This is a genomic window from Belliella filtrata (genome assembly GCF_022549775.1).
In the GTDB taxonomy this organism is placed as follows: domain Bacteria; phylum Bacteroidota; class Bacteroidia; order Cytophagales; family Cyclobacteriaceae; genus Belliella; species Belliella filtrata.
In genome coordinates this window covers 35,043-45,982 of record NZ_JAKZGP010000012.1, presented here as the reverse complement: position 1 = coordinate 45,982, position 10,940 = coordinate 35,043, and the positions used below count along the sequence as shown (strand labels likewise).

The window sequence follows — 10,940 nt, the reverse complement described above, 5'->3', positions numbered from 1 at the left end:
AATCATGTAATTTGCAATTGAATTTAATCATCAACTATGTTTCCATTAAGGATATTAATCACTGAAGACGATCATGTTTCGGCTCTTTTACTCAAAAAAGCACTAGAAAAGAATAACCACCATATTATTGGGATTTCAGACTCTGGCGAAAAAGCTTTAGAGATTTTAGAAAAGCATACAGCTGACATTGTAATGATGGACATTAACCTTTCTGGTGAGCTAGATGGGATCAAAACAACGGAAATCATAAATGAAAAATATGATATACCTGTAGTATACCTTAGCGCAAGCTCAGATTCAGAGACATTGACCAAGGTAGTCGGTACCAATCCTAGTGCCTATGTGATCAAACCTTTCAATATCCGTGAACTCAATATGGTTATAGAGTTGGCTATATTCAAGGATAGAAAAGAGAAAGAATTACAAAAACTCAACAATGAACTCGAGGAAAAGGTAAAACAAAGGACAAAGGACCTTCATGAGGCGAACAAAGAGTTGACCAGGGCATTGGAAAAGGAAAGAGAGATTGGAGAGCTTAAGTCACGGATTGTTTTGAATGTCTCACACGGCTTTAAAACACCCTTGACATCCATACTGAGTTCAGCTCAGTTGCTTCAAGTGTATGCTGAGAAGGAGCATCCTTTTAAGGCAAAGATCACTAAGCATGCAAACAAAATAGAAAGTTCTGTTCGTAGTTTGAATGGCTTGTTGACTTCCGTGCTGTTTTTTGGAAAAGCAGATGCTAATAAAATTGACTACAATCCAAAGAAAATGTACCTAACCTCATTTTTTCAAGAGATCGTAGATGTGGTCAGGGCTGGCGCAGAAAATGATGTGAGAGTTACCCTTGAGATTGGTAAAATACCCAGATCAATGGTGACGGATGTCGATTTGATGTATCAAGTATTTGAAAACCTACTTTCTAATGCTGTCAAATACTCAAAAGACGGTCAGCAAGTCAATTTTAAAGTATGGGCTGAAGGAAATTTCATTGTTGCTGAAGTCAAAGATCAAGGGATAGGTATTCCAAAGAAGGAACAAGAACAGTTGTTTGACCGTTTCTTTAGAGCGAAGAATGTGGGGATTATAGAAGGTTCGGGGTTGGGACTTTCGATTGTGAAGAAATGTGTAGAAGTACTTAAAGGAGATATAAGTTTTGTCAGTGATGCAGGTAAAGGCACTACCTTTCATGTGAAAGTGCCAATAAATAGAGAATAATGCTAGAGATAAAAGGTGTAAAATTTCAATACGATAAAGGTAAACCATTTGATATTCCAGACTTCCAGTTGAATGCGGGTGATCAGCTTTTGATTTTAGGAAAATCAGGTAGTGGAAAGACTACTATTCTCAATATTCTTGGAGGCTTATTGAAACCTCTTGCTGGAGAAGTCAGGCTAGGTGATACATTGATCAATCAGCTCAGTGGAGCCAAATTGGATAAATTCAGAGGGAAGCATATTGGTATCGTTTTTCAAAAACCTCATATTCTTTCCCCGTTGACTGTAGAGGAGAACCTCAAATTAGCTAACTTTTTTTCTGGGATAAATGGGGATAGGAATCTCGAGTTGCTCCAAGAGTTAGGAATTGCAGATAAGCGCAAAGCAAAAGTAAATACCCTAAGTGAAGGAGAGGCACAGAGGGTCTCGATAGCCAGGGCATTGGCTAATAAGCCTGATTTGATCTTAGCCGATGAGCCAACAGCCAGCTTGGATGATCAAAATGCGGAAATTGTAGTAAAGCTACTTCAGGAGCAAGCCAGAAAGCATCATGCGGCACTCATCATAGTGACACATGACCAAAGAGTCAAAGATCATGTTGTGAATCAAATAACGATAGGAGGTTTGTCATGAATATGTTAAAACTAAGCTGGAAATATTTGATTGCAAAACCTTTAAATACAGGTTTGAATATACTTTTGTTGGCCTTAGGTCTTTCTATTATTACAGTGCTGATCTTGATACAAGATCAGTTTGAAAACAAAATGTCCAAAGATGCAGAGGGTATAGATCTTGTTGTAGGCGCCAAGGGGAGCCCGCTACAATTGATACTATCTAGTGTATACCATATCGATTTCCCAACCGGAAATATTGATATGGAAGAAGCGCAATCACTCTCTAGGAATCGACTTGTGAAAAACATCATTCCGCTAGGGATGGGAGATAACTATCAAGGATATAGGATCATCGGGACCAACCATGATTACCTCCAATTGTATAATGCAGAAATTGAAGACGGCGAGATTTGGAAAAAACCGTTTGAGGTAGTCTTGGGAGAAGAGGTAGCCAGAAAACTTGAACTGAAGGTTGGGGATAATTTCATAGGCTCGCATGGTATAGGGAGTAGTAGCCACGAGCACGATGAGCATCCTTACCTCGTTACGGGTGTTCTTAACAGAATGAATAATGTATTGGATAAATTGGTGCTGACAAGTATAGAGTCGGTATGGTATTCACATGATGAGGGGCATGATCATGATAAGTTTACTGCCGATGTAAGTACGACTGGTTTTCCTCCTACAGAAGAAGATCGTGAGGTTACCTCACTACTAGTGCAATATAGAAACCCTATGGCCGCTGTACAACTTCCGAGATACATCAATAGCAGAAGTTCTATGCAAGCAGCGTCTCCTTCTTTTGAGATTTCAAGATTGTTTGAGCTTTTAGGAGTAGGGGTGAAATTGATCCAAGGCCTTGCCTATGCCATTATATTTATTGCAGGCTTGGGGATATTTATTGCTTTATTCAATTCATTGAAAGAAAGAAAGTATGATCTCGCAGTTATGCGGACATTGGGGGCGTCTAGTTTACAGTTGTTCATGCATATTGTATTAGAAGGGATTATTTTGACTTTGCTTGGAGCATTGGTCGGTATTACGATTGGGCATGTTTTTCTTGCCGTATTGGTAGCGCAGAATGAGCAAGGTGCTATAAGTGGACTTTCTGCGGCAGTGTTTTTGCAAGAAGAAATGTGGATTATCGTATATGCAGTAGCTGTGGGTTTTGTTGCATCACTTATACCTGCTTACTCTGCATACAGAACAGATATAGCTAAGCAACTTACAAGATCCTGATAGTCTTAAATAGTCAAGTTGTTACGATGTTTGTGTTTTGTTAAATCCAAACAGATAGGCATGTAAAGTCAGCGCTTTAATGTAGTTTTGTGAAGAGAGAATTAAATTGTCAACCTAATATAATTGAATTAATGAGATTGAAGAGAGCACTATTGCTATTGGTATTGGTGGGTTTAAGTACGTTTACCTATGCCCAGACCAATGGTAATGTTTGGAGAGCCTTGTCTGAGGTGACTTATAAAATTGGCGAGGATGATTTCGGAGAATTATACATTCCCGTATTCAGTGATAATATCAAGAAACTGGAAGGAAAAGTCGTCGAGGCTGATGGTTACATCATCCCTTTTGAAGGGATGTTCAAGCCAGAGCATATAATATTATCTTCACTTCCACTTGCAGAATGTTTTTTCTGTGGTTCTGGTGGTCCAGAAACAGTGATGGAAGTAATGATGAAGTCCCCAATAAAGTACACTTCAAAGCGAGTGAAAGTAAGGGGGAAGTTGACTCTGAATGATAGTGATCCAGAGAAGTTAATGTATATCGTGGTAGATGCAGAATTAGTCAACTGATAATGCCAAACTTCCAATAGTATTATTAACAAAAAAGCTTCCAACAAACAGATTGTTGGAAGCTTTTTTTGTTTGATTTATATTCTTTTTTGTAAGTAAATCTAAAATAGCAAGCGCATTTACAAAGTTACTTGACGCAATGCTTCTCAATCAGGTGGGGGTTATTTTTTTGTATGCGTAGCCTCCATTTTTTTAAAATCGTCCATGAGTTGTTGGGTAATTGTACCTACTTTTCCATTTCCCACTTTAGCATCATCGATAGTTGTGATCGGCAGGATTCGCTTGGTGGTACTTGTCATGAAAACTTCATCGGCTTCCATAAGTTCATCTAAAGTGATAGACCTAATGCTTGACTGGGGAGCCAGTTCTAATACTCTCTTTCTTGTGATTCCATGAAGGATGTGCTCATTTGGAGTGCTGATTTCTCCATTTTTGATCATAAAAATATTACTTCTTGAGCTTTCAGAAATGATTCCTTGATGGTGATAGATTACATCTTCAGCATTTAGCGATTTCCATTGAGCACTTAGCCATACTGGGTAAGCATAGTTTGTTGTTTTGATGTCAGCTATTGCTCTTACATAATCGGCCGTTACAAGCTTTACACCATTTTCATATTTCGATAGAGCGGGAAACAACAGCTCTTCACAGAATATGAAAAGATCACTTTTGGCTGGACTAAAGTGGTTTTCAGAGACGCCACCTGTCAGAAGCATTCTGATACCACCATCTTCTAGATCATTTTTCTCGATTAATTTCAAGATGATTTCTTCTAATTCTTTTTTGGAGAACCTTAAATCTAAATGAGTTTTTTCAGCAGATCTGATGAACCTGTCCAAATAATCAGATAAAAATAGCGGGACATAGTTTGAAGTCCTGAAAAAATCAAATATCCCATACCCTCTGATCAGCCCTATGTCCATAGGGTGCAATTGTGCATTTTGGGATTGAATTATATCAGTTTTTGAAAAGCAATATGGTTTCATAGGTCTATATTTTTTATGCTTATGATTGAATTTTATTTAAGATTAAAGCGGATTGATAAATTTTAATATATATTTGCAACTATGTTGCAAAAACTTAAAAGAATATCCTCAAAGTCAGCTGACTTGATGGGCATATCGGCCTCTCTATTGTGTATGATTCATTGCTTAGCTATTCCAGTGATGATTTCATTAGGATTCATATTTGGTCATGATGATCATGGTCATGATCATACGCATGCCCATGATCATCATATTCATTTCCATGGACATTGGATGGATTTCATTTTTGTGGCATTGGCTATTTGGGCGGTTTTAAACGCCTCTAAAAGTACAAATTCCAAAGGGATAAAAATAGCGCTTTATGCTGCGGTATCGATTTTTTCTGTAGCAGTTTTGCTACATGAAAGTATCTCTTGGATGATCTATGTTTCCCTTGTTGCTTCTTTAAGTTTAGTTATTGTTCATATTATAAATTGGAAGTTTCACAGGAAATGCAATGTAAATGTTAAATAATTTCTTTTTTTAGTGAAATTATTTTTTCTTTGTGTAATTAGTAGAGAAAAAATAATGAATGCTTATTTAAGAAATTTTTACATTTTGATATTGATCTCATTGTCCTATTCTTGTACTGAGGATAAAGCCCAAGAGAATCAAAAACTTAGAGACGAAGTGATTCAGATTCACGATGAAGTCATGCCTTATATGGGTGAGTTAAAATCGCTTAGAAAGGATGTTATTGCCAAATCACATGAGATCGAAAGAAACCAAGGAGAAGAAGGTGCTAAAGAGGTAGAGTCTCTCAAACTTTTGGCTAAACAGCTTGATGATGCTTTTGATGGTATGTTCGTGTGGATGCGTCAATTCAATCAAAAGGAAGATGAGATGTCCGATGAGGAATTGGAATCTTATTTACTCAACCAAAAGGAAATGGTCAAAGTAGTGAATGAAGATATCAAAACAGCCATAGCTGATGCTAAGGCTGTTTTGAAGGATTAATTTTCTTTCAGGTAATCAGCTACGCTTTGGCTACTAATGATTCCCTCATTGCTGCCCCAGATATTGTAAATATATGTGGTGATTTGTGCGATTTCCATATTTGTAAGCATGGGATTGGCAGGCATGGGTTGATTGTACTTTTGGCCATTGACATAGATTTCGCCTTTTAGCCCATTTTTTATGATTCCTACTGTTCTTCCGATATCCTCAAGCATGTAGTCAGCACCATTGAGTGGAGGAATGAGCTTTCCAAGTCCTTTTCCGTCAGTTTGGTGACAGTTTGCACAGTGATTTTCGAATAGAACCTTTCCTTCTATTGCATATTGTAAGACTTTCGCATCCTTGATGTCTGATAGGCCTTTTTCATCATCGCTTTTTTCTGGTTTACAAGCAAGTATCAACCCAAGGCTTAGGAGGCATAAGACAGTCTTTTTCATTCCTAATTGTTAAAAAGTTTAGGAATGTCTCTCATGAGTTTGTTCACTTGGTCTTCTTTGGTTCCGTCATACACTCCTCTGATACGCCCTTTTTGATCTACTAGGACAAATGCACCCGAATGTAAGATACCTCCTGGTTCACTACTGTCTTCCATTGCTGTGGTTAAGTAGCTTGTTTGCCCTATTTCAAATATTTTCTCTTGGTCTCCACTTAGAAACTGCCAAGTGTTGTCATCTTCGATGCCTATTTTTTCGGCAAAGTCTTTTAGAAGTTCTGGCGTGTCATGTTCCGGATCTAAAGTGTGGCTTAAGATCATAAACTGGTCCTCTTCTTTGAATTTTTCGTGAACCCTTAGCATTTGAGTTTTCATGATAGGGCATATGGTCGGGCAAGTGGTGAAGAAAAAATCTGCCACATATACTTTGCCAGCTGTTGTGCTGTTGCTTACCTCTTTTCCTTCCTGATTGATAAAGCTGAAATCAGCGATTTTGTGAAAAACTGTGTCTTGAATGGTTTTTCCTTCCATTTCGAACTCATTGATGTGCCAGTTTCCCAAAATAGGTAATGTGTTTGATTCTTCTTCTTGTTGCTTTTGACAACTTATGACAAGGAGAAAAACAAGGGCTAATAAGAATACGGATTTCAATTTATGATTCATTTTTTTCTCTGATTTTTTTATAAAACTTGATTCCTATCATCATGAGTATACTCAGTAATAATAGGCCCACAATTCCCCAGACAGCGCTTAGGAGGCTTTTTAGCACGATGATAAATACTATAGCAAATAACAGTACGGTGGCAATTTCGTTCCAAATGCGAAGCTTTGTTGATGTCCATTTGGAGGTTCCCGATTGCAAATCTTTGAATAACTTGTGGCAATAGAAATGATAGATATACAAGACAAAAACAAATGCTAACTTAGCATGCATAAAGCCTAACTGCATGTATCCCCACCTATAAGACAAAGTCCAAAATCCAAAAATCAATGTCAAAATTGCTGAAGGCCAAGTGATGATATACCAAAGCCGAGACGCCATAAGGTTCAATTGGGGGATCAGGATCTTTCTTTCAAACTCGGGCTTTTCCCAAGCCTCAGCTTGATAGATGAATAGCCTCACGATATAGAACAGGCCTGCAAACCAGGTGACTATGAAAATGATATGCAGTGCTTTTATATATTCGAATGCCATTGTCCTTTTTTTCTGCTAAATTAAGGCTTTAAATGCAAAAAACATCTCTTATATGAAGTTCAGTCGCCTCATTTATATTTTGTTCGCTTTGGTAATTGGTTTGATGGTTTGGATAGTGAAGGATTCATTTACCCAGCCGGGTGTTTCTAATTTAGATTTGGTTTATGAAGAGCTTGCTTTTTATAGAAATGAGAATAATACTGGACCTATTCAGCGGGTGTATGTCGTGTATGTGGAGGATGATTCTCGAGAGTTACTCGAGGCTTATGGCAACTATATGCCACATACAAAGTATGGAAATACCCAAGTTTTTTTCTTCACAGACAGTACCAAAGCTCCTAAGGATGTGCTTCATGTTGCTCCTTTTATTCCAAATGAATATCAAGCATATTGTGTGGCAAAATATGAAAAATCAGCGATGGGTGATGTGAAATTTTCAAATAGACCTTTTGGAAACAAAAGTGTGGTGAATCAATGAAAAGACGGAAAAGGTTATCAGCAAAATCATATGTGGAAGGTGTTCTGAAAGGAGATAGGGTGATTCTAAGTCAGGCAATTACCTTGATAGAGAGCTCTTTAGATTTAGATCAAAATCTGGGTGATGAAGTAATGGATGCCATACTTCCTTATACTGGCAAGTCTATCAGAATAGGTGTCACAGGGGTGCCGGGGGTAGGGAAGAGTACTTTTATAGAGCAGTTTGGTCTTTTGCTTGTGGAGAAGGGATTCAAGGTGGCCGTTCTTGCCGTGGACCCCAGTAGTCAATCAAGTCGTGGGAGTATATTGGGGGACAAGACTCGGATGGAAGAGCTTTCTATGGATCAAAGAGCTTACATACGACCAAGTCCAGCGGGTACTACTTTGGGTGGGGTGAGTGCAAAGACAAGAGAGGCCATGTTGCTTTGCGAAGCGGCAGGCTTTGATGTGATATTGATAGAAACCGTCGGAGTGGGTCAGTCTGAGATTGCGGTCAAAGCAATGGTGGATTTCTTTTTACTTCTGATGCTGGCGGGAGCAGGAGATGAGCTTCAAGGGATCAAGAAGGGGATTGTTGAAATGTGTGATGCATTGGTTGTCAATAAGGCAGATGGAGAGAATATTGACGAGGCAAAAAAGGCAAAAAGAGTTTATTCAAATGCCCTTCACCTTTTTCCAATGAGAGAAAATGGATGGAGTCCCAAGGTGCTGACTTGCTCGGGGTTGAAAGGAAATGGCTTGCCTGAAGTTTGGGAGGTGATCTTGCAGTACAAAAGTATGATGTTAAGCAATGGCTACTTTGAAGGCAACAGGTCAAAGCAAAGGGTGAGTTGGTTGAATGAGCATGCGAAGTACCTCTTAGAGACTGCGTTTTATAAGAATGAATCTGTCCAGTCAGTTTTAGCTTCATCTTTGCAAGAGGTAGAATCTGGAAAAACATCAGCCATAAAAGTCGCTAGAGCCTTAGTCAAATTGTTTATAAATCAAGAAACAGAAAATGAAGAATAAATTTTATTTAAACTTAACATTCGGCTTGTTATTAGCCTCTTGTGGAGTCAAAGAGTCTGATAAGCCTCTGATAGCTGAGATCAAAACGTATACTGATGAGCAGTGTCATGGCGATGCTTGCGCTAAGGTGGATTTGTCCTATGTGTATTACACAGGGGAGAGTGAGGTTGATTCCTTAGTCAACTTTAATATTGATCAGGTTATTACAAACTTTGTGTCATTTGAAGAACCAGCGGAGACTTTGGCATTGGCAGTGGATCATTTTTTTGATGAATTTGATCGTTATATCGAGAGTTTCGATCATGGGATAGGTTGGTTTCATGATGTGAGTGCCAAAGAAGATTTTCAAAATGATCAAGTTTTGACGGTTACTGTGAGAGGGACATCATTTTTGGGAGGTGCTCATCCTAATACTTTTCCTAGGATATTGAATTTCAGCAGGCAGACTGGTAAGTTGATCTCTAACGAGGACTTGATCTTAGATCAAGAGGCACTTTTGATTAAGGCTGAGGAAAAGTTTAGGGATTACCATGAAGTAGCAGAAGAAGTGTCTCTAGGCGGAGATGGGCGATTTTTTCTGAAAGATGATAAATTCTTCTTCTTACCAGCCAATATGGGTTTTTGTGAAGAAGGATTTTGTTTGTTGTATAGCAGCTATGAAATAGGGCCTTATGTACTTGGGGAGACTTCTTTGGTGTTGACCTGGGATGAGCTTGATGGGCTGATAAAAACTGAGTTTTAAAAATAATGCGATCTTTTAATAAGATCGCATTTTAAATTTTTTCTTAAGTTCATTTACAGAGTTCCTAAAAGAAGTATCCGTTTCCATTAGGTCATTTACTGTTTGGATGGCATGTATTACAGTGCTGTGATCTCTGCCTCCAAAGTGGTAGCCAATCGATTTCAGAGAGTGATTGGTGTATTCTTTTGAGAAGTACATGGCTACTTGACGAGCTGTTACGATTTCTTTCTTTCTCGTTTTTGCTTTGAGGTCGTCAAGTTTGATTTCAAAATAGTCAGAAACAGATTTTTGGATAAAGTCAATGCCTACTTCGGTTTCGATATCTTTGACGATGTTTTTCATGATCGTCTTGGCCAAAGTGAGGTCTATCTCTACACGATTGAGAGAAGCATGAGCAATCAGCGAGATCATCACTCCCTCTAGCTCACGGACGTTGGTGTCTACCGTATAGGCCAAATATTCAATTACATCATCAGGAATATAGATCCCTTCAGATTGCATTTTTCGTTTGATGATGGCTACCCTTGTTTCGAAGTCTGGCATTTGCAAATCTGCAGTCAGTCCCCATTTGAACCTCGATAGAAGTCTTTCCTCTAGTCCTTTCAGGTCTCTAGGAGGACAATCTGAGGTCATGATGATTTGTTTCTTATTCTGGTGCAGGTGATTGAAGATATGGAAAAACATTTCCTGCGTTCTATCTTTTCCTGCCAAGAACTGGATATCATCAATGATCAGCACATCTACCTGCATGTAGAAATTTGTAAAGCTCTTCACATTTCCGTCTTTGATGGAGTCCATGAATTGATTCACGAATTTTTCAGAAGACACATACAATACAAATTTCTCCTCAGGACCATTTTTGATTTCATTCCCAATGGCTTGCACCAAGTGAGTTTTGCCTAGACCTACGCCTCCATAGACCATGAGTGGGTTGAATGAAGTGATTCCTGGCTTTGTCGCTACTGCAAAGCCTGCCGATCTTGCCAACCTATTACAATCCCCCTCAATGTATGTATTGAAAGCATAGTTAGGGTTCAGGTTGGATTGTAAAAGCATTTCGCTATTCAGACTCTGCATCTCAAATGGACTCTTGCTTTCAGGAAGATTGGCTGTGTTTTGCTTTTTATTTGAATTGGAAGCATTTCCCTGCGGGAAACTCACCATATAGGGTTGGTTTTGAGAGTTTCCACGATCTACTACTACTGCATACTCAAGACGCCCATTTGGGCCTAGGGTGGTTTTGATGGCAAGTTTGAGAACTTCTACATAATTATCTTCCAGCCATTCATAAAAAAATTGGCTTGGAACCTGTATGGTAAGGCTACCGCCTTCCAACCTAACTGGGTTGATAGGTTGAAACCAAGTGGAAAAGCTTTGTTCATTAACGTGTTGTTCGATCACACGCAAGCATTCCTTCCATACTGCATTAGCCTCTGAACTCATTTACTTATGATATGAATAGAA

The 10,940-nt window shown here is 38.7% G+C and carries 14 protein-coding genes; 9 read left to right on the top strand and 5 right to left on the bottom strand.

The window, feature by feature from the left end:
• The first annotated feature begins 36 nt into the window (after nt 1-36).
• From MM239_RS06900 to MM239_RS06885, 4 genes are all read left to right on the top strand, one after another.
• The gene (locus MM239_RS06900; RefSeq protein ID WP_241347473.1) at nt 37-1,218 is read left to right on the top strand and encodes a hybrid sensor histidine kinase/response regulator; all 1,182 of its coding nucleotides are present in this window, start codon (nt 37-39) and stop codon (nt 1,216-1,218) included.
• Entirely contained in the window at nt 1,218-1,850 is a 633-nt protein-coding gene (locus MM239_RS06895; protein ID WP_241347472.1) for an ABC transporter ATP-binding protein, read from the top strand. Before MM239_RS06900 ends, MM239_RS06895 begins: the two co-directional genes overlap by 1 nt.
• Nucleotides 1,847-3,070 carry an ABC transporter permease gene (locus MM239_RS06890; RefSeq protein WP_241347471.1) on the top strand — a complete coding sequence of 408 codons (1,224 nt, stop codon included), beginning with the start codon at nt 1,847-1,849 and terminating at the stop codon, nt 3,068-3,070. The genes MM239_RS06895 and MM239_RS06890 overlap by 4 nt, the downstream gene beginning before the upstream one ends.
• 131 nt (nt 3,071-3,201) lie before the next feature.
• The gene (locus MM239_RS06885) at nt 3,202-3,639 is read left to right on the top strand and encodes a hypothetical protein (protein ID WP_241347470.1); all 438 of its coding nucleotides are present in this window, start codon (nt 3,202-3,204) and stop codon (nt 3,637-3,639) included.
• A gap of 161 nt (nt 3,640-3,800) precedes the next feature.
• On the opposite strand, the gene MM239_RS06880 is transcribed toward MM239_RS06885, so the two are convergent.
• Nucleotides 3,801-4,625: an aminotransferase class IV gene (locus tag MM239_RS06880; RefSeq protein WP_241347469.1), complete on the bottom strand. Its 825-nt coding sequence runs from the start codon at nt 4,623-4,625 to the stop codon at nt 3,801-3,803.
• Nucleotides 4,626-4,706: 81 nt separating this feature from the next.
• Here MM239_RS06880 and MM239_RS06875 point away from each other — a divergent pair, with 81 nt between their 5' ends.
• Complete coding sequence (locus MM239_RS06875) at nt 4,707-5,138, top strand: MerC domain-containing protein (RefSeq protein WP_241347468.1); 432 nt, start codon at nt 4,707-4,709, stop codon at nt 5,136-5,138.
• Between the two features lie 54 nt (nt 5,139-5,192).
• A complete protein-coding gene (locus MM239_RS06870; RefSeq protein ID WP_241347467.1) occupies nt 5,193-5,621 on the top strand; it encodes a hypothetical protein in 429 nt (142 codons plus the stop codon).
• On the opposite strand, the gene MM239_RS06865 is transcribed toward MM239_RS06870, so the two are convergent.
• From MM239_RS06865 to MM239_RS06855, 3 genes are read right to left on the bottom strand one after another with little or no spacing between them, the layout of a single operon-like run.
• Entirely contained in the window at nt 5,618-6,058 is a 441-nt protein-coding gene (locus MM239_RS06865) for a c-type cytochrome (RefSeq protein ID WP_241347466.1), read from the bottom strand. The genes MM239_RS06870 and MM239_RS06865 overlap by 4 nt on opposite strands.
• Nucleotides 6,059-6,060: 2 nt before the next feature.
• Nucleotides 6,061-6,717 (bottom strand): SCO family protein, encoded by a 657-nt coding sequence (locus tag MM239_RS06860; protein ID WP_241347465.1) that lies wholly within the window; start codon nt 6,715-6,717, stop codon nt 6,061-6,063.
• Nucleotides 6,707-7,249, bottom strand: a complete 543-nt coding sequence (locus tag MM239_RS06855) for a CopD family protein (protein ID WP_241347464.1) — start codon at nt 7,247-7,249, stop codon at nt 6,707-6,709. Before MM239_RS06855 ends, MM239_RS06860 begins: the two co-directional genes overlap by 11 nt.
• 52 nt (nt 7,250-7,301) lie before the next feature.
• On the opposite strand from MM239_RS06855, the gene MM239_RS06850 reads away from it, so the two are divergent.
• From MM239_RS06850 to MM239_RS06840, 3 genes are read left to right on the top strand one after another with little or no spacing between them, the layout of a single operon-like run.
• The gene (locus tag MM239_RS06850) at nt 7,302-7,727 is read left to right on the top strand and encodes a hypothetical protein (protein ID WP_241347463.1); all 426 of its coding nucleotides are present in this window, start codon (nt 7,302-7,304) and stop codon (nt 7,725-7,727) included.
• On the top strand, nt 7,724-8,734 hold the full coding sequence (meaB, locus tag MM239_RS06845) for a methylmalonyl Co-A mutase-associated GTPase MeaB (protein WP_241347462.1): 1,011 nt from the start codon (nt 7,724-7,726) through the stop codon (nt 8,732-8,734). The genes MM239_RS06850 and meaB overlap by 4 nt, the downstream gene beginning before the upstream one ends.
• A complete protein-coding gene (locus MM239_RS06840; protein WP_241347461.1) occupies nt 8,724-9,476 on the top strand; it encodes a DUF3298 domain-containing protein in 753 nt (250 codons plus the stop codon). Before meaB ends, MM239_RS06840 begins: the two co-directional genes overlap by 11 nt.
• A gap of 15 nt (nt 9,477-9,491) precedes the next feature.
• On the opposite strand, the gene dnaA is transcribed toward MM239_RS06840, so the two are convergent.
• Nucleotides 9,492-10,919, bottom strand: a complete 1,428-nt coding sequence (gene dnaA, locus MM239_RS06835) for a chromosomal replication initiator protein DnaA (RefSeq protein ID WP_241347460.1) — start codon at nt 10,917-10,919, stop codon at nt 9,492-9,494.
• Nucleotides 10,920-10,940 lie beyond the last annotated feature (21 nt).

Excerpts from the sequence above, each read along its gene's own strand:
- MM239_RS06850 (WP_241347463.1), top strand. The coding sequence starts at position 7,302 with ATGAAGTTCAGTCGCCTCATTTATATTTTGTTCGCTTTGGTAATTGGT.
- MM239_RS06855 (WP_241347464.1), bottom strand. The coding sequence starts at position 7,249 with ATGGCATTCGAATATATAAAAGCACTGCATATCATTTTCATAGTCACC.
- MM239_RS06865 (WP_241347466.1), bottom strand. The coding sequence starts at position 6,058 with ATGAAAAAGACTGTCTTATGCCTCCTAAGCCTTGGGTTGATACTTGCT.
- meaB (WP_241347462.1), top strand. The coding sequence starts at position 7,724 with ATGAAAAGACGGAAAAGGTTATCAGCAAAATCATATGTGGAAGGTGTT.
- dnaA (WP_241347460.1), bottom strand. The coding sequence starts at position 10,919 with ATGAGTTCAGAGGCTAATGCAGTATGGAAGGAATGCTTGCGTGTGATC.
- MM239_RS06840 (WP_241347461.1), top strand. The coding sequence starts at position 8,724 with ATGAAGAATAAATTTTATTTAAACTTAACATTCGGCTTGTTATTAGCC.
- MM239_RS06870 (WP_241347467.1), top strand. The coding sequence starts at position 5,193 with ATGAATGCTTATTTAAGAAATTTTTACATTTTGATATTGATCTCATTG.
- MM239_RS06890 (WP_241347471.1), top strand. The coding sequence starts at position 1,847 with ATGAATATGTTAAAACTAAGCTGGAAATATTTGATTGCAAAACCTTTA.
- MM239_RS06885 (WP_241347470.1), top strand. The coding sequence starts at position 3,202 with ATGAGATTGAAGAGAGCACTATTGCTATTGGTATTGGTGGGTTTAAGT.
- MM239_RS06880 (WP_241347469.1), bottom strand. The coding sequence starts at position 4,625 with ATGAAACCATATTGCTTTTCAAAAACTGATATAATTCAATCCCAAAAT.
- MM239_RS06895 (WP_241347472.1), top strand. The coding sequence starts at position 1,218 with ATGCTAGAGATAAAAGGTGTAAAATTTCAATACGATAAAGGTAAACCA.
- MM239_RS06875 (WP_241347468.1), top strand. The coding sequence starts at position 4,707 with ATGTTGCAAAAACTTAAAAGAATATCCTCAAAGTCAGCTGACTTGATG.
- MM239_RS06900 (WP_241347473.1), top strand. The coding sequence starts at position 37 with ATGTTTCCATTAAGGATATTAATCACTGAAGACGATCATGTTTCGGCT.
- MM239_RS06860 (WP_241347465.1), bottom strand. The coding sequence starts at position 6,717 with ATGAATCATAAATTGAAATCCGTATTCTTATTAGCCCTTGTTTTTCTC.